Annotated in this window: 24 protein-coding genes and 1 tRNA gene; 12 read left to right on the forward strand and 13 right to left on the reverse strand. The window is 74.9% G+C overall.

Annotation, left to right across the window (positions count from 1 at the left end; translation table 11 throughout):
• Positions 1 to 719 precede the first annotated feature (719 nt).
• Positions 720 to 1,505, forward strand: a complete 786-nt coding sequence (locus IE287_RS09010) for an IclR family transcriptional regulator (RefSeq protein WP_189848399.1) — start codon at positions 720 to 722, stop codon at positions 1,503 to 1,505.
• 21 nt (positions 1,506 to 1,526) lie between these two features.
• Here IE287_RS09010 and ligD read toward each other — a convergent pair whose 3' ends face one another.
• Entirely contained in the window at positions 1,527 to 2,561 is a 1,035-nt protein-coding gene (gene ligD, locus IE287_RS09015; RefSeq protein ID WP_189848400.1) for a non-homologous end-joining DNA ligase, read from the reverse strand.
• A gap of 51 nt (positions 2,562 to 2,612) precedes the next feature.
• Between ligD and IE287_RS09020 the strand changes: the two genes are divergently transcribed.
• The 4 genes from IE287_RS09020 to IE287_RS09035 all read left to right on the forward strand — a co-directional run bounded on the left by IE287_RS09020 (position 2,613) and on the right by IE287_RS09035 (position 6,855).
• The gene (locus tag IE287_RS09020; RefSeq protein WP_189848401.1) at positions 2,613 to 3,671 is read left to right on the forward strand and encodes an ATP-dependent DNA ligase; all 1,059 of its coding nucleotides are present in this window, start codon (positions 2,613 to 2,615) and stop codon (positions 3,669 to 3,671) included.
• Positions 3,672 to 4,027: 356 nt separating this feature from the next.
• Positions 4,028 to 4,276 (forward strand): hypothetical protein, encoded by a 249-nt coding sequence (locus IE287_RS09025; RefSeq protein WP_373307825.1) that lies wholly within the window; start codon positions 4,028 to 4,030, stop codon positions 4,274 to 4,276.
• 63 nt (positions 4,277 to 4,339) lie between these two features.
• Complete coding sequence (locus IE287_RS09030; protein WP_189848402.1) at positions 4,340 to 6,442, forward strand: MDR family MFS transporter; 2,103 nt, start codon at positions 4,340 to 4,342, stop codon at positions 6,440 to 6,442.
• 53 nt (positions 6,443 to 6,495) lie between these two features.
• Positions 6,496 to 6,855: a hypothetical protein gene (locus IE287_RS09035; RefSeq protein ID WP_189848403.1), complete on the forward strand. Its 360-nt coding sequence runs from the start codon at positions 6,496 to 6,498 to the stop codon at positions 6,853 to 6,855.
• A 19-nt stretch (positions 6,856 to 6,874) separates the two neighbouring features.
• Here IE287_RS09035 and IE287_RS09040 read toward each other — a convergent pair whose 3' ends face one another.
• The gene (locus IE287_RS09040) at positions 6,875 to 7,324 is read right to left on the reverse strand and encodes a YchJ family protein (protein WP_189848404.1); all 450 of its coding nucleotides are present in this window, start codon (positions 7,322 to 7,324) and stop codon (positions 6,875 to 6,877) included.
• Between the two features lie 112 nt (positions 7,325 to 7,436).
• Between IE287_RS09040 and IE287_RS09045 the strand changes: the two genes are divergently transcribed.
• Entirely contained in the window at positions 7,437 to 8,780 is a 1,344-nt protein-coding gene (locus IE287_RS09045; protein ID WP_189848405.1) for a 6-phospho-beta-glucosidase, read from the forward strand.
• A gap of 54 nt (positions 8,781 to 8,834) precedes the next feature.
• Here IE287_RS09045 and IE287_RS09050 read toward each other — a convergent pair whose 3' ends face one another.
• The 3 genes from IE287_RS09050 to IE287_RS09060 form a co-directional block, all read right to left on the reverse strand.
• The gene (locus tag IE287_RS09050; protein ID WP_189848406.1) at positions 8,835 to 9,653 is read right to left on the reverse strand and encodes an SAM-dependent methyltransferase; all 819 of its coding nucleotides are present in this window, start codon (positions 9,651 to 9,653) and stop codon (positions 8,835 to 8,837) included.
• Between the two features lie 74 nt (positions 9,654 to 9,727).
• Positions 9,728 to 9,964, reverse strand: a complete 237-nt coding sequence (locus IE287_RS09055) for a DUF397 domain-containing protein (RefSeq protein WP_030495614.1) — start codon at positions 9,962 to 9,964, stop codon at positions 9,728 to 9,730.
• Positions 9,965 to 10,840, reverse strand: a complete 876-nt coding sequence (locus IE287_RS09060) for a Sco1979 family transcriptional regulator (RefSeq protein WP_189848407.1) — start codon at positions 10,838 to 10,840, stop codon at positions 9,965 to 9,967.
• A gap of 249 nt (positions 10,841 to 11,089) precedes the next feature.
• Between IE287_RS09060 and IE287_RS09065 the strand changes: the two genes are divergently transcribed.
• Genes IE287_RS09065 through IE287_RS09075 form a run of 3 tightly spaced genes read left to right on the forward strand, consistent with a single transcriptional unit; the run spans position 11,090 to position 12,775 of the window.
• Positions 11,090 to 11,593, forward strand: coding sequence for an ATP-binding protein (locus IE287_RS09065; protein WP_229883355.1), 504 nt, complete (start codon positions 11,090 to 11,092; stop codon positions 11,591 to 11,593).
• On the forward strand, positions 11,587 to 12,027 hold the full coding sequence (locus tag IE287_RS09070; RefSeq protein ID WP_189848408.1) for a hypothetical protein: 441 nt from the start codon (positions 11,587 to 11,589) through the stop codon (positions 12,025 to 12,027). The genes IE287_RS09065 and IE287_RS09070 overlap by 7 nt, the downstream gene beginning before the upstream one ends.
• Before the next feature lie 37 nt (positions 12,028 to 12,064).
• Positions 12,065 to 12,775: a class I SAM-dependent methyltransferase gene (locus IE287_RS09075; RefSeq protein ID WP_189848409.1), complete on the forward strand. Its 711-nt coding sequence runs from the start codon at positions 12,065 to 12,067 to the stop codon at positions 12,773 to 12,775.
• Here IE287_RS09075 and IE287_RS09080 read toward each other — a convergent pair.
• From IE287_RS09080 to IE287_RS09100, 5 genes are all read right to left on the reverse strand, one after another.
• Entirely contained in the window at positions 12,772 to 14,331 is a 1,560-nt protein-coding gene (locus IE287_RS09080; protein WP_189848410.1) for a ubiquitin family protein, read from the reverse strand. The two genes, IE287_RS09075 and IE287_RS09080, sit on opposite strands and share 4 nt — an antisense overlap.
• Before the next feature lie 78 nt (positions 14,332 to 14,409).
• Positions 14,410 to 14,494 (reverse strand) — tRNA-Leu (locus IE287_RS09085).
• Positions 14,495 to 14,781: 287 nt separating this feature from the next.
• Positions 14,782 to 15,414, reverse strand: a complete 633-nt coding sequence (locus IE287_RS09090) for a class F sortase (RefSeq protein ID WP_189848411.1) — start codon at positions 15,412 to 15,414, stop codon at positions 14,782 to 14,784.
• Positions 15,415 to 15,495: 81 nt separating this feature from the next.
• Positions 15,496 to 16,050, reverse strand: a complete 555-nt coding sequence (locus tag IE287_RS09095) for a hypothetical protein (protein ID WP_189848412.1) — start codon at positions 16,048 to 16,050, stop codon at positions 15,496 to 15,498.
• A 185-nt stretch (positions 16,051 to 16,235) separates the two neighbouring features.
• Entirely contained in the window at positions 16,236 to 17,180 is a 945-nt protein-coding gene (locus IE287_RS09100) for a beta-ketoacyl-ACP synthase III (RefSeq protein ID WP_189848413.1), read from the reverse strand.
• Between the two features lie 219 nt (positions 17,181 to 17,399).
• Here IE287_RS09100 and fdhD point away from each other — a divergent pair, with 219 nt between their 5' ends.
• Positions 17,400 to 18,227 carry a formate dehydrogenase accessory sulfurtransferase FdhD gene (fdhD, locus tag IE287_RS09105; RefSeq protein WP_189848414.1) on the forward strand — a complete coding sequence of 276 codons (828 nt, stop codon included), beginning with the start codon at positions 17,400 to 17,402 and terminating at the stop codon, positions 18,225 to 18,227.
• A 16-nt stretch (positions 18,228 to 18,243) separates the two neighbouring features.
• On the opposite strand, the gene IE287_RS09110 is transcribed toward fdhD, so the two are convergent.
• From IE287_RS09110 to IE287_RS09120, 3 genes are read right to left on the reverse strand one after another with little or no spacing between them, the layout of a single operon-like run.
• The gene (locus IE287_RS09110; protein WP_189848415.1) at positions 18,244 to 18,627 is read right to left on the reverse strand and encodes a (2Fe-2S) ferredoxin domain-containing protein; all 384 of its coding nucleotides are present in this window, start codon (positions 18,625 to 18,627) and stop codon (positions 18,244 to 18,246) included.
• Entirely contained in the window at positions 18,624 to 19,145 is a 522-nt protein-coding gene (locus IE287_RS09115; protein ID WP_189848416.1) for an isochorismatase family protein, read from the reverse strand. The genes IE287_RS09110 and IE287_RS09115 overlap by 4 nt, the downstream gene beginning before the upstream one ends.
• 25 nt (positions 19,146 to 19,170) lie before the next feature.
• On the reverse strand, positions 19,171 to 20,241 hold the full coding sequence (locus IE287_RS09120) for a bile acid:sodium symporter family protein (protein ID WP_189848417.1): 1,071 nt from the start codon (positions 20,239 to 20,241) through the stop codon (positions 19,171 to 19,173).
• Positions 20,242 to 20,378: 137 nt separating this feature from the next.
• On the opposite strand from IE287_RS09120, the gene IE287_RS09125 reads away from it, so the two are divergent.
• Both IE287_RS09125 and IE287_RS09130 read left to right on the forward strand, forming a co-directional pair.
• Positions 20,379 to 21,251, forward strand: coding sequence for a LysR family transcriptional regulator (locus IE287_RS09125; protein WP_189848418.1), 873 nt, complete (start codon positions 20,379 to 20,381; stop codon positions 21,249 to 21,251).
• Between the two features lie 273 nt (positions 21,252 to 21,524).
• The gene (locus IE287_RS09130; RefSeq protein ID WP_229883356.1) at positions 21,525 to 23,366 is read left to right on the forward strand and encodes an AMP-dependent synthetase/ligase; all 1,842 of its coding nucleotides are present in this window, start codon (positions 21,525 to 21,527) and stop codon (positions 23,364 to 23,366) included.
• The last annotated feature ends 40 nt before the right edge of the window (positions 23,367 to 23,406 follow it).

Genomic DNA, 23,406 nt, shown 5'->3' on the forward strand with positions numbered 1-23,406 from the left:
GTACGGCGGGCGGGACGGGGCCGGCGGGGACGGCGGGCGGGACGGGGCCGGCGGGGACGGCGGGTACGGCGGGCGGGACGGATTCGGCGGGGACGACGGAGCCGACGGGGCCGGCGGGCATGACGGCCGTGAAGGCTCCAGCGAGCACGACGGGACGCGGCGAGCACGGCGAGCGCCGCACGCACGGCACCCGCGGCACCCATGAACAGTCCCGGGGATCCCGGCGGTTCACGGCCGGTCGCGACCGGCCGGGGAGCGCGGCGACGGGCAGCGCGACCGCACGGCGGGGCACGGTCACGGCCGGGGGCGGCACGGCCGGGGGCGGCACGGGAGGGGCCGGAGCGGCCCCGGGTGCGCCGACGGCGGCGGCGTCAGCGCCGACAGCGGCGGCGACAGCCGGTGCCGGTGACCCGCGCCAGGTCGATGTGGCGGCGCCGGGTGAGCCCGGGCGGGGCGGGAGGCGCGGCGGGGGCGGCGGGCGTCGCCGTACGGCACGTGTGCATGGCGGACCTGCTCCCTCCGGTGCGGTGTCTCCGCGGCGTCGTCCGCCGCGGTGCTTCGGCCGGAACCATGACACGGCGGTCCGGCCCGCCACAACTCGCTTCCCATCATGTGGGATTGCACATGAACGGCGTGTTTCCTCCCGCCCTGGAGGCTCGTTCCGGCTTCCATCATGTGGGAGCGTGGGGCGACGATCACCCGGAGGGGGAGCGAGCGCCATGACCACCGAGGCCGAGGCCGTACGGGCCCCGGCGGGCGCGCAGGCGGTCCGCCGCGCGCTCGACGTGCTGCACAGTTTCCACGACAACCGGCCCGACCTGAGCGTCTCCGACCTGGCCCGCAGGCTGGGACTGTCCACGTCGACCGCCCACCGGCTGGTCCGGACGCTGCTCTCGGCCGGCTTCCTGGAACAGGACGCCCGGACGGCCCGCTACCGGCTCGGGCCCGCCGTCACGGAGCTGGGCCGGCTCTCGTACCACCAGCGGGGGCTCCACCTGGCCGCGCCCGAGCTGGCCGACCTGGCCGAGCGGACGGGCGCCACGGCCGATCTGGCACTGCGCAGCGGTCCGTACGCGGTGATCGTGGCGGGCGGTTCGGTGACGCCGAAGGTGGGGCTGCGGCGGCCGCTGCACTCGACGGCGCTGGGCAAGGTGCTGCTCGCCTGGCCCCGGGCGGGCGAGGCCGGTCCGCCGGCGCTGCCGCCGCTGTACGCCTTCACGGACCGGACCATCGTGGAACCCGCCGCGCTGTCGGCCGAGTTGGCGCGGGTACGGGAGGCCGGCCACGCGCTCAACGACGAGGAGTCGGCGCGCGGGGTGCGGACGGTGGCGGTGCCGGTCCTGGAGCGGGCCGGGCACGCCCGGTTCGCGCTCGCCGTCCGGGCGACGCCGGAGGTGATCACGGACGCGCGGCTCGACTGGTTCCTGGCGCAGGCCGGGTCCTGCGCGCGGGCCCTCGAGGTGCTGCTGCTGGCCCCGTCGGAGCGGCGCGAGCCCGGTGCGTGACCGCCGCCACCCGCGCCGGCGTCACCCCTCGCCCCCGCCCTCCCCCTTCCTCGCCCGGCTCGGCTGCACCCGCTTCGGCTCGCCGGGCATCTTCGGGTAGTCCGGCGGATAGGGCAGGTCCCCGAGGCCGTGGTCGGCCTCGTCGCGCCGGGAGAGTTCGAGCAGCGGCTCCAGGTCGAAGCGTTCGTCGTCCATGTCCGCGTGCACGTCGCCGAGGGCGGCGTACCGGGCGGGCATGGTCCGGATGTCGAAGTCCCGCGGGACGGCGTCGTCGATCTCGTCCCAGCGCAGCGGGGCGGAGACGGGGGCGTGCGGCCGGGGGCGGACCGAGTAGGCGGAGGCGATGGTGCGGTCGCGGGCCGCCTGGTTGTAGTCGACGAAGATCCGCGCGCCGCGCTCCTCCTTCCACCACTGCACGGTGACCCGGTCCGGCATCCGCCGCTCCAGCTCCCGCCCGCAGGCGATGGCGGCGCGCCGGACCTGGACGAAGGTCCAGTCGGGGCGGATGGGGACGAAGACGTGCAGGCCGCGCCCGCCGGAGGTCTTGGGCCAGCCCCGGAGCCCGTGCTCGCCCAGGAGGACGCGGAGTTCGTGGGCGGCGCGGACGGCGTCGGCGTAGTCGGTGCCGGGCTGCGGGTCGAGGTCGAGGCGGAGCTCGTCGGGGTGCTCGGGGTCCGCGCGCCGCACCGGCCAGGGGTGGAAGGTGACGGACCCGAGGTTGGCGGCCCAGAGGACGGCGGCCGGCTCGGTGGGGCACAGTTCGTCGGCGGAGCGGCCGCTGGGGAAGGTGACGCGCGCGGTGGGGATCCACTCCGGGAGGTGCTTGGGGGCGTGCTTCTGGAAGAAGGACTCCCCCGCCACCCCGTCGGGGTAGCGCTCCAGGGTGGTGGGGCGGTCCCGGAGGGCCCGGGTGATGCCCCCGCCGACGGCGAGGTAGTAGGTGACCACGTCCAGCTTGGTGTAGCCGGGCTCCGGGAAGTAGACCTTGTCCGGACTGGAGACGCGGACGGTGCGCCCGCCGGCCTCCACCTCCACCGCTGCCGCCCTGCCTGCCATGGGTGCCCCCTAGGGCTCGCCGACACATGTCATATAACGGACAATCTACCCATGGATCTGCCGGTGATGCCGCCCGTGAAGCCGATGCTCGCCAAGGCCGTGAAGAAGATCCCGCCCGGGATGCACTACGAGGCCAAGTGGGACGGCTTCCGGGCGATCGTCCACCGCGACGGACCCGAGCTCGTCATCGGCAGCCGCACCGGCAAGCCCCTCACCCGCTACTTCCCCGAACTCGTCGGGGCGCTGCGGGAGCGGCTGCCGGAGCGGTGCGTGGTCGACGGCGAGATCGTCGTCGACCACGACGGGCGGCTCGACTTCGACCGGCTCTCCGAGCGGATCCACCCGGCCGGCTCCCGGGTCCGGATGCTCGCGGAGACCACCCCGGCCCGCTTCGTCGCCTTCGACCTGCTCGCCCTGGGCGACGAGGCCCTCCTCGACACCCCGCTCGCCGGGCGCCGCGCGGCCCTGGAGCGGATGCTCGACGGCGTCACCGCGCCGGTCCACCTCGCCCCCGCCACCCGGGACGCCGACCTGGCCGCGCGCTGGTTCGAGCGGTACGAGGGGGCGGGGCTCGACGGGGTGGTCGCCAAGCCGCTCGACCTGCCCTACCGCCCGGACGCCCGCCTCATGTACAAGATCAAGCACGAGCGGACCGCGGACGTCGTCGTCGCCGGCTACCGCCTCCACAGGAGCGGCCCCGTCGTCGGCTCCCTCCTCCTCGGCCTCCACGACGACCGGGGGACCCTCCAGCACGTCGGCGTCTGCGCCGCCTTCACCGCGAAGCGCCGCGCCGAGCTGGTCGGGGAGCTGGAGCCGCTGCGCATGGACCCGTCCGACGGGCACCCGTGGGCGGCCTGGGCGCGGGAGGAGGCCCACGCGGAGGCGAGGCTGCCCGGCGCGCCCAGCCGCTGGTCGGGCGGGAAGGACCCGGCGTGGGTGGCGCTGCGCCCGGAGCGGGTCTGCGAGGTCGGCTACGACCACATGGAGGGCGACCGCTTCCGGCACACCGCGCAGTTCAAGCGCTGGCGCCCGGACCGCACCCCGGAGTCCTGCGGCTACGGGCAGCTGGGCGAGCCCGTCTCGTACGACCTGGCGGACGTGCTGGGCTGAGGATCATGCCGGTCGGGGCGGTCCTGCGCCACGTGATTTCCTTCACACCGGGATCACCGTCCGGGGTCTTGCGCGCCGCCCGGCCGGTGCCGGCGGCGGTCGTCCGCGCCGCCGATACGCAGGGACCGTGCGCAAAGGCGGCCCGCCGCCGTGCCCCGTACCTGCGAGAACGCCGCGGACCGCGATCACCGGGGCCGCCGGGTGCCCGTCGCGTGCGCCCGCGCGTCCAGGACGGGGCGGGCGCCCCCGTCGCGCAACGGCGCCGGGGCCGTACCGGAACCGCCCCCGCCGTCCGGTACGTATGAGGGTGAGAGCACTTCCCGACCACCCCCACGAACCGCTAGGACTGTCCCGTGATCGCCTCGCCCTCCCCCCTCGTACCCGTCCCGATCCCCGACCGCGTGGCCGCCCTCATCGGCTCCTGTCTGCCCGCGCACGTCCTCCAGGCGGAGATCGAGGCGGACTGCGCGGCGCGCGAGGTCTACCGCTTCCGCGGACCGCTCTGCGCGGAGGACCGGGCCGACCGCGAGCACGCGCTCGCCGCCCTCGCCCGGGCCAACAAGATCCTCGCCAAGCACCACCCCACCCTGCCGGTACGCCCCTGAGGGCATCGCCCGTTCGGGCGCACCCCACGGGCAGCGGCGGCGGCGCGGTGTGACGCTGCGAGGGTGACCACGACCAGCGACGCAAGCCCCGCCGTCCCGGCCGCGCCCGCCCCGCCCGTGCTCGACGGGCGCCGCCGCAACATCGTGTTCGGCACGATCATGCTCGGCGTGCTCCTGGCCGCGCTCGACCAGACGATCGTGGGCACCGCGCTGCCCACGATCGTCGCGGACCTCGGGGGCGCCGCCCACATGTCGTGGGTCGTCACCTCCTACCTGCTCGCCGAGACCGTGGCGACGGTGCTGGTCGGCAAGTTCGGCGACCTCTTCGGCCGCAAGGTGATCTTCCAGATCTCCGCCGTCATCTTCGTCACCGGCTCGTTCCTCTGCGGCCTCGCCACCAACATGACGCTGCTGATCGTCTGGCGCGGACTCCAGGGCATCGGCGCCGGCGGCCTCATGGTCACCTCGATGGCGCTGATCGCCGACGTGATCCCGCTGCGCGAACGCGGCAAGTACCAGGGCGCGATCGGCGCCGTGTTCGGCGTCTCGACGGTCATCGGGCCGCTGCTCGGCGGCCTGTTCACCGACCACGCGAGCTGGCGCTGGGCGTTCTACGTCAACGTGCCGATCGCAATCCTCGTCGTCATCGCCGCCGCCCGCACCATCCCCTCGGTCCGCTCGGCGAGCCGGCCGGTCATCGACTACCTCGGCATCGCGCTCGTCGCGGTCGGCTCCAGTGCCCTGATCCTGGCGACGAGCTGGGGCGGCAACGAGTACGCGTGGGGCTCCGGCGTCATCGTCGGGCTCTTCGCCGGCGGCTTCCTCTCCCTCGCCCTGTTCTGCTGGGCGGAGTCCCGGGCGGCCGAACCCATGCTGCCGATGCGGCTGTTCCGCAATCCGGTCTTCACCGTCTGCTCGGTGCTGAGCTTCGTCGTCGGCTTCGCGATGCTCGGCGCGATGACCTTCCTGCCGACCTATCTCCAGTACGTGGACGGGGACTCGGCGACGATCTCCGGCATCCGCACGCTGCCGATGGTCGTCGGCCTGCTGATCGCCTCCGTCTTCAGCGGCAACGTGGTCAGCAAGACCGGCCACTACCGGATCTTCCCCATCGTGGGGTGCGCGGTGATGGGCGTCGGGCTCTACCTGCTCTCGCTGATGGACGAGACCACCGGCACCTGGGCGGAGTCGCTGTACATGTTCGTGCTCGGCGTCGGCATCGGCCTGTGCATGCAGGTCCTCACGATCGCCGTGCAGAACACCGTCGACTACGCCGACCTGGGAACCGCCACCTCCGGCGTCACCTTCTTCCGCACCCTGGGCAGCGCGTTCGGCACCGCCGTCTTCGGCACGATCTACGCCAACGCCCTGCGGCCGAACCTCACCGCAGGGGTCGCCGAGGCGTCCGTCCTCGCCCGGCAGGCCGGCCTCGACCCGTCGGCGGTGGCGACGGCCGCGCAGAGCCCGCAGGGAGTGCACGGGCTGCCCGACGGGGTCGCCGCCCCGATCGTCCGGGCCTACGCCGACACCCTCCACACCGTCTTCCTGTGGACCGTGCCCGTCGCCGTCGTCGGCTTCGTCGTCGCCCTCTTCCTCAAGCAGGTCAAGCTGCGCGACACCGTCCGGGAGGCCGCCCCCGACATGGGCGAGGGCTTCGCCTCCCCCACCTCCAGCGGCGACTCCGTGAAACTCCTCGAACTCTCCGTGGGCCGGCTGCTGCGCCGGATGGACACGGACACCGCCCGCCGGATCGTGGCCGGCTCCGACACCCGCCTCGACACGGCCGGCGCCTGGGCGGTCATGCAGGTGGAGCTCTACACGCGGACCGTCGGGCACGCGAGCCTCGGCCTCATCGCGGCGGGCCGGCGCCTCCCGCCGGAGGTCATCCTGCCGACCTTCGACCGGATGGTCGACGAGGGCTTCCTCACCCGCGACGGCAACCTCCTCTCGCACACCCCGGCCGGTGCCCGCGAGGCCGAGACCATCACCCGCGCCTGGGGGGACTGGCTCGCCGACCGACTGGAGCAGGAGCGCGACCGCCCCAGCGGCCCCGAACTCCGCGCCGCCGCCGACGCGATCGCCAAGAAGGCCGTGGCGGAGGACCTCGCCACCGGCCTCCCGGCGGGCCGCCCGGACGACCGGGCGGCGGTCGGCTCGCGGCGGTGACGACCGGGGAAAAACCGCTGTTCCGGCCGGAGGACGTCCACGAGGATCGGCCCATGAGCCTTCTCGTCCACACCTTCGTCCTGGCCCCCGACGGCACCATGGACCTCCTGGAGGACCCGCCCGGCGGCCGGGACCTCGCCGGCTTCGAGCGGAGCCGCACCACGCTGTGGGGTTCCGCCGCGATGCGCGCCCTCGGCGCCCGGTTCTTCCCGCTCCTCGACGGCGACGACCTGCGCGTCCAGCCGGAGGAGCTCGCCGAGTTCCTCGCCGAGTGCGACGCGGTCCGCCCCCACCTGGCCGCCCTCGCCGCCCACAGCGGCTACACCGAGGAGTACGTCACCGCCCGCTTCGACAACATCGCCGCCGCCGCCCGCCGTGCCAGGGAGGTCGGCGGCGGCGTCCTCGTCTGGTAGGCGCGGGGGCCCTGGCCGGTCAGTCCTCCGGGAAGTCGCCGTCGACGTAGACCCAGGCGCCGTCGTGGCGGACGAAGCGGCTGTGCTCGTCGAGGACGCCGGGCTCGCCGTCCTGCACGTAGCCGGCCCGGAAGGTCACGGTGCCCCGCTGGTGGAAGGCGGTGCCGTCGGTGGTGGCGCGGATCTCCAGGCCCGTCCACCGCGTGCCGGGGTCGAGGTCGAGGGTCGCGGGCCGGGCCTCCGGGGCCCAGGTGCGCAGCAGGTAGGCCGCGTCGCCGACGACGAAGGCGCTGTAGCGGGAGCGCATCAGCAGTTCGGCGGTGGGCGCGGTGGCCCCCGTACCGGCGTGGAAGCGGCCGCAGCAGGCGCCGTAGGAGGCGTCGAGACCGCAGGGGCAGGGCGAGCCGGCGGTGACGGCCGGGGCGGGCGCGGGCGTACGGCGGCGGGGGGCGGGCTTGCGTCGGGACATGCGGTCATTCTCCCCCAGGGGGCCGGGGCCCCTGCCCGGGATGCGGACGGCGGCGTGGACGCCGGGCCCGGTCCGGGCCGTCCGGCGGGGGTGTCCGAGTAGCGTACGGACCATGCGACTGACGATTCTCGGAGGCGGCGGATTCCGGGTGCCGCTGGTGTACGGCGCGCTGCTCGGCGACCACGCCGGGGGGCGGATCACCCACGTCACCCTGCACGATCTCGACGCGGAGCGGCTGACCGCCGTCGCCCGGGTGCTCGCCGAGCAGGCCGAGGGGGTGCCGGACGCGCCCGCCGTCACGGCCACCACCGACCTCGACGAGGCGCTGCGCGGCGCCGACTTCGTCTTCTCGGCGATCCGGGTCGGCGGCCTGGAGGGCCGGGCCGCCGACGAGCGGGTGGCGCTGGCCGAGGGGGTGCTGGGGCAGGAGACCGTGGGTGCGGGCGGGATCGCGTACGGCCTGCGGACCGTGCCGGTCGCGGTCGCCGTCGCCCGCCGGATCGCCGTGCTCGCCCCGGACGCCTGGGTCATCAACTTCACCAACCCGGCGGGCCTGGTGACGGAGGCGATGTCACGGATCCTGGGCGACCGGGTCGTCGGCATCTGCGACTCCCCCGTGGGTCTGGGCCGCCGGGTCGCGCGGGTCCTCGGCGCCGACCCGGACCGGGTGTGGATCGACTACGCGGGCCTCAACCACCTGGGATGGCTGCGCGGGCTGCGGGTGGACGGGCGCGACGAGCTGCCCCGGCTCCTCGCCGACGAGGCGCTGCTCGGCTCCTTCGAGGAGGGCAGGCTCTTCGGCTCCGAATGGCTGCGGTCGCTCGGCGCGGTCCCCAACGAGTACCTGCACTACTACTACTTCAACCGGGAGGCCGTCGCCTCCTACCGGGGCGCGGAGAAGACCCGGGGCGCCTACCTCCTGGAGCAGCAGGCCGGCTTCTACGCCGAGGCGGGCAGGCCGGGGACCCGCGCCCTGGACGCCTGGCACCGCGCCCTCGCCGACCGGGAGGCGACCTACATGGCGCACAACCGGGAGGCGGCCGGCGCCGGGGACCGGGCCGAGGAGGACCTGGAGCCGGGCGGCTACGAGAAGGTGGCGCTGGCGCTGATGCGGGCGATCGCGCGCGGCGAGCGGGCCACGCTGATCCTCAACGTGCGCAACGGCACGACGCTGCCGGGCCTCGACGCGGACGCCGTGGTCGAGGTGCCGTGCGCGGTGGACGCGAACGGCGCCCGCCCGGTGGCCGTGGACCCGCTGCCGGGCCACGCCATGGGGCTGGTGTCGGCGGTGAAGGCGGTGGAGCGGGAGGTGCTGGCCGCCGCGGAGAGCGGTGCGCGGGCGGACGCGGTGAAGGCCTTCGCGCTGCACCCGTTGGTGGACTCGGTGGCGGTGGCCCGCCGGCTGCTCGACGGCTACGCGGCCGCGCACCCGGGGCTGGCGTACCTGCGTCCGTGAAGCGCCGAGGGGGAAGGCCCGCGGGCCTTCCCCCTCGGCGACGCGCGCGTGCGGTCAGGGCTTGCGGGCCACGGCGGCCCAGCCCGGGATCGGGTCGTCTCCCTGGACCGGCACCGGATCGCCCAGCTCGGGGTGCCACTCGGCGGTGAGCGACACTCCGGGCTCGACGAGCTCCAGGCCCTCGAAGAAGACGGCGAGCTCGTCGCGGGTACGCGGCCGCAGGGTCAGCCCGCGTGCCTTGTACATGGCGACGGCCTTGGCCGCGCCCTCGGGGTCGAAGTCGCCGGTGACCTGCGAGAGGACCAGGTAGCTGCCCGGGGCGAGCTGGTCGACGAGCTTGGCGACGATGTCGTGGGCGCCGTCCTCGTCCCCCAGGAAGTGGAGCAGGGCCAGCATCGACAGGGCGATGGGCTTGTCGAAGTCAAGGACCTTTCCGGCCCTTTCGAGGATGGTCTCCGGGTCGCGGGCGTCCGCCTGGATGTACTCGGTGGCCCCCTCGGGGGTCGAGCGCAGCAGGGCGGCCGCGTGCGCGAGCACGATCGGGTCGTTGTCGCAGTAGACGATCCGGGACTCCGGCGCGGCCCGCTGCGCGATCTGGTGCAGGTTGGGCTCGGTCGGGATGCCGGTGCCGACGTCCAGGTACTGGCGGACGCCCTGGGCGCTGAGCCAGCGGATGGCGCGGTGCATGAAGGCGCGGTTCACCCGGGCCATGTCGCGGCCGCGGGCGTCCACGGTGAGGAGCTGGCGGGCCATCTCCTCGTCGACGGGGTAGTTGTCCTTGCCGCCCAGGAACCAGTCGTACATCCGCGCGGGGTGCGGCTTGCTGGTGTCGATCCGTATCTCGCTCCGCGAGGAAGCGGGGTCCTGGGGCATCGGCTCTCCTGGTCGGGACGAACGGGTGGCACTACTACAAGAGTTACGTGACGGTAGGGGTGCGGCGGAAGGGGTCAGGTGAGCAGGAAGTCAGCCTGACCGGATTTGGCCCCCGCGATGAACGCGGCAATCTCCCCGTGGGTGTAGATGAGCGCGGGTCCTTCAGGGTCTGCGGACTGTCGCACGGCGACCCTGCCGTCGGCCAGCTTCATGGCCTCCACGCAGTTGCCCCCGTTCCCGCCGCTCCAGGGCTTGTGCCATCCCTCGGCACCGAGCTCCGCGGCGGGCATGCCGTTGTATATGCGATCCATTCACAGCTCCTTGCGGAGATCCCCGAGGATCTCCTTCGTGCGTTGTGCAGTCGCGGCCTGCGCCGCCATACGGTCCATGACCTCCAGGTGGGACGCCACCTCGGGACGCGCGTCGAGGTAGACGGCGCCGGTCAGGTACTCGCTGTAGACCATGTCCGGGAGTTCGGGCATGGCGAAGCGGAAGAGGACGAAGGGACCGTACGTGCCGGGGTGGTGGCCGGACGCGAACTCCGCGATCTGCAGGGTGACGTTCGGCAGCTCGGACGCTTCGAGCAGCCGGTCGAGCTGGTCGCGCATCACCTCGGGCCCGTCGCCGACCGGCCGGCGGAACACCGTCTCGTCCATGATCACCCAGAACTTCGGGGCGTCCTCCCTGGTCAACAGGGACTGGCGCTCCATCCGCAGGGCCACATGCCGATCGATGTCCTCTTCCCGCGCGGCGTCACCGCCGCCGCCGACCGCCCCGCTGCGCAGTATGGCGCGGGCGTATCCCTCGGTCTGGAGCAGACCGGGGACGAACTGGGGTTCGTAGGCCCGGATGAGGCTCGCGGCCCCCTCCAGGCTGACGTACATGGAGAACCAGCCGGGCAGCACGTCGTGGAACCGCTGCCACCAGCCGGGCAGGTTGGCCTCCTCGGCGAGCGCGACGAACGCCTCGGCCTCGGAGTCGGGGATCCCGTAGGCCCTCAGCAGCAGCTGGACGTACGGGATCTTCAGCGCGACCTCGGCGGTCTCCATGCGACGGACGGTGGCCGGTGCCACGTGGAGGACCTTGGCGGCCTCCTCGCGCTTCAGGCCCGCGCGCTCGCGCAGATCCTGCAGACGCCGACCGAGGACGACCTGTCCCACCGTGGGGGCGGACCGCGGCTCGCTCACTCCCAAGACCTCCCCGACGCGCTGTTTGGACGAGTGTGCCACGAAGCCAGGCCAGAGAGAACACGGCACTCTGCAATTTTCAGAGTGCCACTTGCCAAGTGTCCGAGTCAGGAGGACAGTGTTCCGGTGAACCAGTACGGACTGCCGCCGGCGCGCCCCCGGGCCCCGGCGACAGCGACGTACGGCAGCCCTGCCCACTGTTGTGAGGAACCGGTCGTGGCTTCTGGTAACGCGCAGCCCTCAGGTCTCATGAGCTCCCGAGTCATGGCCCAGCGCCCGCAGCCCCGCCACGATCCCGCCCCCCACGACCCCCGGCACCGCGACCCGCACCACCGCGACCCGCTCCACCGCGACGCCCTGCGCCGCTTCGCCTTCGAGCTGCCCGCCCGCACCGAGTCCGTGAGCCGGGCCCGCCGCCTCGCCGAGGAGCGGCTGATCCTCTGGGGCCGCGGCCCCGAGATACGCGACACGGCCGCCCTGGTCGTCTCCGAACTGGTCACCAACGCGGTGCTGCACACCGCCAGCAGCAGGATCGTCTGCGAACTCCGCGACGGCGAGTCCCTCCGCATCGCGGTACGGGACGAGGGCGGGCCCGCCGGCCCCCGGATACGCGACTGCGGCGCGGACGAACGCGGCCGCGGCCTCCTCATCGTCGACGCCCTCTGCGCCTCCTGGGGCGCCGAGCGCACCGGCCACGGCACGGCGCAGATCGTCTGGGCGGAGCTCTCGGACGTCCTGGGGGAGCCATGCTGAAGTCGATGGCCACCCTGCTCGCCCCCCGCGCCCGCCGCTCCCCCGAGAACGGCCCCGGCCGCGCCCCCGCCGTCACCGCCACCCGCCTCGCGGTCCCGACGGGCCTGAACACCGGCCTCGGCTGCGACGCCGTCGGCGTCCCCGCCCGCTTCGGCTTCAAGATCCTCTCCCGGCTCCCCGCCAAGGGCTGCGTGTACGCCGACACCGACTGGTGGTGGTGGCTCGTCCCGGGCGGCTCCGACCTCGACCTGGCCTGGCCGCTGCCCTCCTGCTACGCCCCCGGCGCCGAGATCCCCGACCGCGGACCGCGCCTGATCCACCACCCCGACGGCACCTCGCCCTACACCCCGCCGATCCCCCTCTACCTGCTCGTCTGCCAGCTCACCGGGATCGCCCCGGCCTGGCCGGGCCCGCCGGTGCGCAGCGCGCTCTGACCGCCGCGGGCGCCCACGGCTGCGTAGAGTCGGCCCCATGTCCACCCCGCAGGGCCCGACCCTCCGCGAACTGGCCGTCCAGGCGCTCTCCTCGGTCGAGCACGGCTACGACCTCCTGGCGCCCACGTTCGACGCGACCCCCTTCCGCACCCCCGACCGGATCCTGACGGCGGTGGCCCGCGCCCTGGAGGAGCGCGGGCCCTTCGCGTCCGGCCTGGACGTCTGCTGCGGCACCGGCGCGGGCCTCGGCGTCCTCCGCTCGGTCTGCGCGGGCCGCGTCGTCGGCGTCGACTTCAGTGCGAACATGCTGGCCGAGGCCCGCCGGCTGCACCCCGACGCCACCCTGGTCCGCGCCGACGCCCTGGCCCTCCCCTTCGCCCCGTCCTTCGACCTGGCGGTCAGCTTCGGCGCCTTCGGGCACTTCCTCCCCGACGGCCAGCGCACCCTCTTCGCCCGGATCCACGCCGCCCTCCGCCCCGGCGGCACCCTCGCCTTCCCCCTCCCGGCCCCGCCCCCGGTCGGCTCCCGCACCTACTGGGCCCTCTGGGCCTTCGACGCGGCGATGCGCGTGCGCAACGCCCTCTGGCGCCCGCCGTTCGTCATGTACTACCGCACCTTCCGCCTCCACGAGGTCCGCACCCTCCTGGAGGAGACCGGCTTCGACGTCACCCACCGCCCCCTCCCCGACTTCGGCACCCGCCCGGACGGCAGCCCGCACTGCCGACTGGTGCTGGCGCGCAAGGCCTAGCCCTTCGGGCCGTCCGCCCCGCACCGGGTCCGGGCGGAGTCCACCGGGACGAGGCGGAGCTTCTCCAGCGGGACCTTCAGGCCGGCGCGCTCCTCCGCGTCCCAGAGCACCACCACTCCGCCGGAATCGCCGAGCTTGAGGTAGGCGCGCCCCGGGTCCAGGACGCCGCCGTCGACCGGGACCTCGGCGAGCCTGCCGACGGGGGCGGGGCAGACCCACTCCGGGTCGATGCCGTAGTAGCCGGCCGGGGTGCGCCCCGCGTCGGCGGCGGCGACGGCCCGCTCGCCCGCCGCGCCCGCCGCCAGCAGGCCGAAGCCCATGAACCCCACCAGGACCAGCGCGATGCTCATCACGAGCACCACGAAGTTGCCGAACAGACGGTCCTTGACGTGCCGGTGGAAGTGCTTCATGTAGCCCAGCAGGCTCGGGGCCATGAACCACAGGCTGAGGCACGCGGTCAGTTTGAGCATCGCCATGAACTGGAAGGCCCGCGGTATCTCCACGTCCTCCAGGTCGACGTCGAAGGCGTCCAGGTACATGACGTGCAGCGCGGTGCCGAAGCCCGGCAGGAAACCGAAGGCGAGCGGGATCAGGGCGGGGAGCAGCCAGGGGGCGACCCGCTGCCAGCTCCACTGGCGCACCAGGAGGCGGAGGCCGTTGGCCACGGCCACCGCCGCCAGGACGCCCAGCAGGACGGGGGCCGCGACGCCCCGGTCCGGCACGTCCCTGGCCAGGAGGGCGCCCGCCGCGCAGCTGAACAGGACCAGGCCGGCGGCGACGGCGCCCGTGGCCGCGCGGGAGCCCCGGTGCGGGTGGCGCAGGGCGGTGAGGGCCGCGTACCAGGCGGTCACCGGCAGCAGCGCGAGGCTCGTCCACGACCAGCGGTCCTGGACGAGCCGCACGTCCATGAGGCGCGCGCCCAGCAGCATGGCCAGCATCGCGCACACGAGCAGACGGCCCAGGATCCGCGCCGACTCCCGGCGGCCGGCCGCCTCGACCGGCGGCGTCGACGTCCGCACGGTGCCCGACACGCGGCGCACGGCGACCCCCTCCCGGCGGGCCGGCGTCCCCGGCAGCGGCCGCGCGGCGAGCCACCGGGCGGCCTGCGGCGTCGCCGCCGTGATCAGCCGGCCCGTGTCCCGGGTCCCGAGGCGCTCGGCGCAGCGGCGTGCGAGCCGGTCGCGGGCCCGGGCCGCCGCCCCCGCCTGCGCGGGGAGCTCGGTCCTGGCGTAGGCGTGCCACCGCGGCAGGTCCTTCGCGTCCCGCTCGACGCACTCGACGGCCAGGACCTGGAGGTCGAGCAGGAGCTCGTCGGCGATCACCTCGATCCGCTGCCGGGCGCCCGAGACCGCGTTGAGGCGGCTGCCGGGGAAACGGGCCTCGATCAGATAGCGGACGCGCCGCTCGGTGAGCGGGAGCGGGTCGCGGCCCTGCCGGTCGAGGACCGGCCATCCCCGGGCGGCCAGCGCCTCCTCGAACATCGCGTGCTCGCCGAGCAGCCCGCGCAGTTCGACGAGTGCCGTGGCCCGCTGGTCGAACCTGGACTCTCGCGGCATCCGCCGCCCCCTCCCCCGAAGGTACCGATGCATGACGAGAAGGCCGGTCGATACGAGATCGACCGGCCTTCTCCGCTGTGTCCGAGGGGGGACTTGAACCCCCACGCCCGATAAAGGGCACTAGCACCTCAAGCTAGCGCGTCTGCCATTCCGCCACCCGGACCAGGTGCCTGTCGCGATCGCGGGTTCTCCCCGCGGCGACATGGATAACTCTACCAGGGGTTCGCGGGGGCTTTCACCGGTGTTTCCCGTGGTCAGTCGTGGGGTGGTGGGAGGGGGCGGTCCCGTGCGCCGGTGGACCCCCGGTCGTGACCGGGCGCACGGGGACCGCCCATCCCCGGGGATGCCGCCGCGGCGGCCTGGAGCCGGGCGCCCCCCGACGCCTGCTCCGGGACCCACCTTGTCCCCGGGGGGTTGGTCCAGGCCAGCCGGTGTCCGGAATACGTCAGGTCAGCGGAGGCCGGTGAGGCGGGCGGAGACGACCACGTTGCCGGTGTAGCCGGTGGCGCGGGTGTAGGGGCCGCCGCAGGTGATGAGGCGCAGCTCGGGGGCGCCGGTGGAGGCGTAGACGCGGTCGGCGGGGAAGGCGTCCTTGGGGACCAGCTCGACGCCGTGGACGGTGAAGACGGCGGTCCGGCCGTCGGCGCGGTGGACCTCGATCGCGCGGCCGCGGACGAGCGCACCGAGGGCGTGGAAGACCGCGGGGCCGGCCGGGGTGTCGACGTGGCCGACGACGACGGCGGTGCCGGCTTCGCCGGGGGTGACCGCGCCGGAGAACCAGCCGGCCCGGCCGGGGTGCTCGGGCGGCGGGGCCTCGATCCAGCCGTCCCGGTCCAGGCCGACCCGGGTCAGCGGGGCGTCCACGCCGATCGCGGGGATCGTGACGGAGAGCGGGGCGGCGGCGGGGAGGGCCGGGCGGGCGCGGAGCGGGGAGGGCGCCGGGGCCGGGGCGTCGGCCGCGGGGGGCCGGGGCGGGCCGGCCGCGGCGAGCTGCTCGGTACCGCCGCGGACGAGGTGGACGCCGACGAGGAGGAGGATCGCGACGACGCCCCAGGCGCCGCGCCTGCCGTGCGCGCTGTCCACCGCCGCGGCCTCCTCGTCTCGGGTGGGTGCTCGGTCGCCCCTCCGTCCCGGTCCTCGTCACACCGGGACGGAGGGGCCGTCTCAGGGGCGGCCGCCGGTGCGGGCGCGGCGGCGGGTGAGGACGACGGCGGTGCCCAGGGCGCCGGCGATGAGGACGGCTCCGGTGGCCAGTTCGGCGGTGCCGAGCGCGTCGGAGCCGGTGGAGCCTCCGAAGCCCGCCTTGACGCCCTTCCGCGCGGCGGGCGGGGCCACCGGGCCGGGCGGGGTGACCGGGGCCGGCGGGGTGGTGCCGTGGGCCACGGTCAGGGTGGCGGTGCCGCGCTCGCCCTTGCAGTCGAAGGCGATCTCGTACTCGGCGCCGGTCTTCGCGTCGAGGTCGACGGTCGCGCTGCCGGGACGGCCCTCGGTGAGGGTCACGGTGTCGAAGATCCCCGAGGTGACGGTCACGGACGGCACCTCACAGCCGTCGGCGGTGAGGGTGACGGTGCCGCCGGGGGCGACGGTGCGGGGCGTGACGGAGAAGCCGAAGGAGGTGATGCCCGGGTCGGGGCCGTCGTCGGCGCAGGCCGCGGGGGCGGACAGTGCCACGGCCGCGGTGACGATCAGGGCGGCGGAAGCGGTACGTATCGCGCGCATGCGGTCCTCCGGTCGCGGCGGGGGCGCGGCAGCGGAGCCGCTCCGCGTCCGGGTCCGGCGCCGGCGGCGCCGGCACACCCGCCGCGATCGAAGCTAGGTCCGCCCCGGGGGCGCCGCCACCGGTCCCCCCGGGGGGCTGCGCCGAACGGGGCGGGCGGCCCCGCCGTCCGGGTGGATCCGGGCGCTCAGGGGAGGCGGACGACCTGGCCGGCGTAGGAGAGGTTGCCGCCGAAGCCGAAGAGGAGGACGGGGGCGCCGGACGGGAGCTCGCCGCGCTCGACGAGCTTCGCGAGGGCCAGCGGCACGGAGGCGGCGGAGGTGTTGCCGGAGTCGACGACGTCCCGGGCGACGACCGCGTTGACGGCGCCGATCTTCGCCGCGAGGGGCTCGATGATGCGCAGGTTGGCCTGGTGGAGGACGACGCCGGCGAGGTCCTCGGGGGCGATGCCGGAGCGGGCGCAGGCCTCGCGGGCGAGGGCGGGCAGCTTCTGGGTGGCCCAGCGGTAGACGCTCTGGCCCTCCTGGGCGAAGCGCGGCGGGGTGCCCTCGATGCGGACGGCGTGGCCCATCTCGGGCACCGAGCCCCACAGGACCGGGCCGATGGCGCCGGTGTCGGCCTCGGTGGCCTCGACGATGACGGCTCCGGCGCCGTCGCCGGTCAGCACGCAGGTGGTCCGGTCGGTCCAGTCGGTGATCTCGGTCATCTTGTCGGCGCCGATGACGAGGGCGCGGCGGGCGGCCCCGGCCCGGATCGCGTGGTCGGCGGTGGCGAGCGCGTGGGTGAAGCCGGCGCAGACCACGTTGAGGTCGAGGGTGGCGGGCGCGTCCATGCCGAGGCGGGCGGCGACCCGGGCGGCGGTGTTGGGCGAGCGGTCGATGGCCGTGGAGGTGGCGACGATGACGTAGTCGACGTCGCCGGCGGTGAGCCCCGCGGCGGCCAGCGCCTTGCCGGCGGCGTGCGCGGCGAGCTCGTCGACCGGCTCCTCGGGCCCGGCGACGTGCCGCGTGCGGATGCCGACCCGGCTGAGGATCCACTCGTCGCTCGTGTCGACCAGCTCGGCCAGCTCGTGGTTGGTCAGTACCTTGGCGGGCTGGTAGTGCCCGAGCGCGGCGATGCGAGTGCCCGTCATCCCGGGACCCCCTCGATGGTTCGTTCAGCGGCAGGAACCACCCAGTGTTGCCAGCGACTGATGGGTAACCGGTGACGTAAACCACCAAGATTCGCCCGGGTCGCTTGGCCGACCGTGACAAGGGGTCGGGCGCCGCACCGGATCCGGCGGGGTGTCCGGGGGTGGCGGAGAATGGCACGGTCAGGGGCAGGAACACCGACGGAATCGAAGGCGGCGGGGATGGGACGGGTCACCGAACGACGGCGGGTCACGCGGATCCGGGGCGGTGCGGTGAGCGCGCGGCCGGACACGCTGGTGGCGGAGGAGCCGCTGGAGATCCGGCTGAACGGGCGGCCGATCGCGATCACCATGCGGACGCCGGGCGACGACTTCGCGCTGGCGGCGGGCTTCCTGGTGAGCGAGGGGGTGCTGGCCTCCGCCGCCGACGTGCGGTCGATCGTGTACTGCGCGGGGGCGAAGGAGGACGGCACGAACACCTACAACGTGGTGGACGTGAAGCTCGCGCCCGAGGTCGTCGTCCCCGACATCACACTGGAGCGGAACGTCTACACGACGTCCTCGTGCGGCCTGTGCGGCAAGGCGAGCCTGGACGCGGTGCGGACGACGGCCCGTTTCCCGATCGCCGACGCTCCCCCGGTGCGGGTCTCCCCCGCGCTGCTCTCGGCGCTGCCGGACCGGCTGCGGGCGGCGCAGAAGGTCTTCGACACGACGGGCGGGCTGCACGCGGCGGCGCTCTTCTCCGAGGACGGCGCGCTGCTCGACGTGCGGGAGGACGTGGGCCGGCACAACGCGGTGGACAAGCTGGTCGGGCGGGCGCTGCGGGAGGACCTGCTGCCGCTGGAGCGGGCGGTGCTGCTGGTGTCGGGGCGGGCCTCCTTCGAGCTGGCGCAGAAGGCGGTGATGGCGGGGATCCCGGTGCTCGCCGCGGTGTCGGCGCCGTCCTCGCTGGCCGTCGACCTGGCGGCGGAGACGGGGCTGACGCTGGTCGGCTTCCTGCGCGGCGCGGACATGAACGTGTACGCGGGCGAGCACCGGATCGCGCTCTGAGGGACGGCCCCGGGGCTCAGTTCTTCGGCGGGTCGATCATCTGGAGGGCCAGGGTCGCCGGGGGCGGGGCGAGGCCGGGGCCGCCGGCCTCGGTCCAGGCCAGGATGTCGTCGAGGCAGTCCTCGTCGAGGGTGAAGCCGATCCAGGCGGCCCGGCCGCCGCGGCGGCGGCCCTCGGTGGAGGGCTGGACGACCACGATGTTGGCCTGGGCGCAGGGGCCGAGGCAGTCGCTGGTGCGGACGGCGAGCTTCCCGCCGGAGGCCGCGGCGGCGGCGCGGAGCCGGTCGAGCTGGGCGGCGTGGTCGGTGCCGGGGTTCTTGCGGGGGTCGCCGCAGCAGCAGCCCCGGCAGACGACGAGGGAGCAGGGGCGGGCCCCGTACCGTATCGGGACGCGGCTCATCCGCGGCCGTCCAGGGTGATCGCGGGCACGGTGGCGACGGTGCCGAGGCGGGGGAAGTCGAGGCCGACGGAGGCCCGGTGCTCGTCGGCGGTGAGCGCGGTCATGGCGTCCTCGGCGAAGACGAGCTCGTAGCCGAGGTCGGCGGCGGCGCGGGCGGTGGACTCGACGCCGAGGTTGGTGGCGATCCCGGCGAGGACGAGGGTGCGGACGCCGAGGCCGGTGAGCACCTCGTGCAGGCCGGTGTCCTGGAAGCCGCCGATGGTGCGCTTGACGACGACCGGCTCGCCCGCGCGCAGGAGGTCGGGCACGAGGTCGCTGCCGGGCGGCTGGGCGGGGACGCCGGGCCGCTCGACGCGGAGGTGGACGACGGGCGCGCCGGCGGCGCGGAAGGCGGTGGCGAGCCGGCCGGCGGCGGCGAGGACGTCGGTGCCGGGGCGGGGGGCGAGCGGCAGCGCGACGATCCGCTCCATCAGGTCGACGAGGAGGAGCGCGGTGCGGCCGGGATCGAGTGAGGGCATGGGAGCACGGTAGCGGCCCGGATGATCACCGCGGCGGGGCCGGTGGCGCGATCCGGTCGCGCCCGGCCGGCGGGGCGGGGCCGGCCTCCGGGAGGGCGGCGGCGGTCCCGGCGTCCGCGGCGGCCTCCGGGTCGCGGGCGCGGCGCTTGGCGAGGACCGCGCAGACCATGAGCTGCATCTGGTGGAAGAGCATCAGGGGCAGCACGGCGAGGGAGGCGTGGGCGCCGAAGAGGACGCTCGCCATGGGCAGGCCGGCGGCGAGGCTCTTCTTGGACCCGGCGAACTGGATGGCGATCCGATCGGCCCTGCCGAAGCCGAGCCTCCCCGCCCCGTACCAGGTCAGGGCCAGCATCAGGGCGAGCAGGACCGCCTCCGCCGCGAGCAGCAGGGCGAGCCGGCCGGGAGTCACGAGGTGCCAGATGCCGGCGGCCATGCCCTGGCTGAAGGCGGTGTAGACGACGAGGAGGATCGACCCCCGGTCGACGTGCCCGAGGACCTTCCTGTGGCGCGTGAGGAAGCCCCCGACCCAGCGGCGGAGCGCCTGGCCGAGGAGGAAGGGCACCAGGAGCTGGAGGACGATCCGGAGGAGGCCGTCGGCCGAGAGGCCGCCGGTGCTGCCGCCGAGCAGGGCGGCGGCGAGCAGCGGGGTCAGCACGATGCCGGCGAGCGAGGAGAAGGAGCCGGCGCAGATCGCCGCCGGCACGTTGCCGCGGGCGATCGAGGTGAAGGCGATCGACGACTGGATGGTCGAGGGGACCAGGCAGAGGAAGAGGAAGCCGCCGTACAGCTGGGGGGTGAGGACGGCCGGCACGAGTCCGCGGGCGGCGAGGCCGAGCAGCGGGAAGACGAGGAAGGTGCAGCCGAGGACGGTGAGGTGGAGCCGCCAGTGGCGGAGTCCGTCGAGCGCCTCGCGGGTGGAGAGCCGGGCGCCGTAGAGGAAGAACAGCAGCGCGACCGCGCCCGTGGCGGCGGACTCGGCGGCGGTGGCGGCCGCGCCGGTGGCGGGCAGCAGGGCGGCGAGGCCGACGGTGCCGAGCAGGGCGAGGACGTAGCCGTCGACCGGCAGCCGGGAGGGCAGGAGGGGGCGTCGGTTCATGGCTCCACGCGGGGCTGGGGGATCGGTGCGCCGCCCTGTCGGGCCCGGCGCGCCCTCCCATCCTGGTCCACGGCACGGTCATCGGGAATCCCGTACAGCCCTCTGACTGTCATCACGGAACGCGATAACGTCGGAGGGTGTACGAGCCCACCCAGCTGCGGACCTTCCTCGCCGTCGCCCAGACGCTGAGCTTCACCCGGGCGGCGCGGCGGCTCGGGGTGCGCCAGTCGACCGTCAGCCAGCACGTGCGCCGCCTGGAGGAGGCGGCCGGGCGGCCGCTCTTCACCCGGGACACCCACAGCGTGGAGCTGACCGAGGACGGCGAGGCGATGCTCGGCTTCGCCCGCACGATCCTCCAGGCGCACGAGCGGGCGGCGGCCTTCTTCACCGGGACGCGGCTGCGCGGCCGGCTGCGCTTCGGGGCCTCGGAGGACTTCGTGGCGACCCGGCTGCCGGAGATCCTGGAGTCCTTCCGGCGCGCCCACCCCGAGGTGGACCTGGAGCTGACCGTCGGTCTCTCCGGGACGCTCCAGGCGCGCCTGGCGGCGGGCCGGCTGGATCTGATCCTGGCCAAGCGGGGCGCCGGGGCGGACGGCGACGGCGGGGTCCCGGTGTGGAGCGACGTCCTGGTGTGGATCGGGGCGCCGGGGCTGCGGCTCGATCCGGAGCGGCCGGTGCCGCTGATCGTCTACCCGCCGCCGGGCATCACCCGGGCGCGGGCGCTGGCGGCCCTGGAGGCGGAGGGCCGCGCCTGGCGGATCGCGTGCACGAGCTCCAGTCTGAGCGCCAACGTGGCGGCGGCCCGCGCGGGGCTGGGAGTGATGGCCCACGCGCGCGGCCTGGTCCCGCCGGGCCTGGTGCCGGTGCCGGCCCGGTCGGGGCTGCCGGAGCTGGGCGGGGTGGACTTCGTGCTGCGCAAGGGGCGGCGCGGCGGGGCGAGCCAGGAGGCGGCGGACGCGCTGGCGGAGGCGATCCTGGAGGGCGGCGACGGGCTGCGGCGGCCGGGCTGACGGGCCGCGGCGGATACCGGCCGGTCACGGGCGCGTGCGCGGGCGGTAGGGATTCCGTGGAGACTTCGGGCCCCGCGGGCGTACCGGTCGGTACGCAACGGACCCCTGCCGTCCAGCACTTGCCCGCCCACCTGCCCTGACCTGTGCGAACGGCGAATGTCGCGGCTTGGTGAAGGTCCTGCCGCCGCCGCTCCGGGTGGGGTACGGTCACGGCGCCGCAGCCGTGACAGCGGCCCCTTTCAGCCACCGAGCCGTCGAGGGAGGACCAGGTCCGTGCGCGAGTTCACCGTGCCGCCCGTCGCGGCGGCTCCGCTCAGCGGCGGCCTTGCGGACGCCGTCTTCGCCCGCGCCGCCGACACCCCCGACGCGGTGGCCTTCGGGCGCCGGACGGCCGACGGTTCCTGGCGGGACGTGACCTGCGCCCGCTTCCGGGACGAGGTGCTGGCACTGGCGAAGGGGCTGATCGCGCACGGGGTCCGCTTCGGCGACCGGGTCGCGATCATGTCCCGCACCCGCTACGAGTGGACCCTCTTCGACTTCGCTCTGTGGGCGCTCGGCGCCCAGCCCGTGCCGGTCTACCCGACCTCCTCCGCCGACCAGGTGCACTGGATGCTGCACGACGCCGAGGTCACCGCCTGCGTGGTGGAGCACGAGGACCACGCCATGACCATCGGCTCCGTCGTCGACCGGCTGCCCCGGCTCCAGCGGCTGTGGCAGCTGGATCCCGGCGAGGACACCGGGCTCGGCGCGGTCGCCGAGCTGACCGCGGCCGGGGAGGCCATCGACGAGGAGGTCGTGCACCGGCACCGGCGGGCGGTGACCCCCGAGTCGGTGGCGACGGTCATCTACACCTCCGGGACCACCGGGCGCCCCAAGGGCTGCGTGATCACCCACGGCCACTTCATGTTCGAGACGGACACCCTGCTCGCCGGCTGGGAGCCGGTCTTCCGCTCCCGCACCGGCGACCGGGCCTCCACCCTGCTCTTCCTGCCGCTCGCCCACGTCTTCGGGCGGATGGTCGAGGTGGCGGCGGTGCGGGGCGGGGTGAAGCTGGGGCACCAGCCGTCGATGACCGCCTCCGCGCTCCTGCCCGACCTGGTGTCCTTCCGGCCGACCTTCGTCCTCGCCGTGCCGTACGTCTTCGAGAAGATCCTCCAGGCGGCCCGGCGCAGGGCCGAGGGGGACGGCCGGGGCGGCGTCTTCGACAAGGCCGTGGAGGTGGCCGTGAAGTACGCCGAGGCCCTGGAGCTCAAGTCCTTCGGGCAGGGCCCCGGCCCGTCGGCGGCGCTGCGGGTCCAGCACCAGTTCTTCGACCGGACGGTCTACGCACGGGTGCGCGAGGCGCTCGGCGGGCGGATCAGGTACGCGATGTCGGGCGGATCGGCGATGGACCGCGGGACCGGCCTCTTCTTCGCCGGCGCCGGCGTCACCGTCTTCGAGGGGTACGGCCTGACGGAGTCGACGGCCGCCGCGACCGCGAACCCGCCCGGCCGGGTCAAGTACGGCACGGTGGGCCTGCCCGTGCCCGGCACGACCGTGCACATCGCGGAGGACGGCGAGGTGTGGCTCCACGGCGGCCAGGTCTTCTCCGGCTACCTGGGCGACCCGGCGGCCACCGACGCGGTGCTCAGCGACGGCTGGCTCGCCACCGGCGACCTGGGCTCGCTCGACGCGGACGGCTATCTGACGATCACCGGGCGGAAGAAGGAGATCCTGGTGACCTCGGGCGGCAAGAGCGTGGCGCCGACCGGGCTGGAGGAGCGGGTGCGGGCGCACCCGCTGATCGCCCAGTGCCTGGTCGTCGGCAACGACCGCCCGTACATCGCGGCCCTGGTCACCCTGGACCAGGAGGCGGTCGACCACTGGCTGGCCATCCAGGGCCGGCCGCCGCTCTCCGCCGCCGAGCTGGTCCGCGACCCGGACCTGGAGACGGAGATCCGGCGCGGGGTGGTGGCCGCGAACACCCTGGTGTCGCAGGCCGAGTCGATCCGGACCTTCCGGATCCTCGCCCACCCCTTCAGCGAGGAGCACGGGCTGCTCACCCCGTCGCTGAAGCTGAAGCGGAAGGCGATCGAGCGGGCGTACGCGGCGGAGGTCGCGGCGCTGTACGGCTGAGACCGGGGCACGGTACGGCCGAGGCCGGGGCACGGTCCGA

Source organism: Streptomyces omiyaensis, from assembly GCF_014650895.1.
Classification (GTDB): domain Bacteria; phylum Actinomycetota; class Actinomycetes; order Streptomycetales; family Streptomycetaceae; genus Streptomyces; species Streptomyces omiyaensis.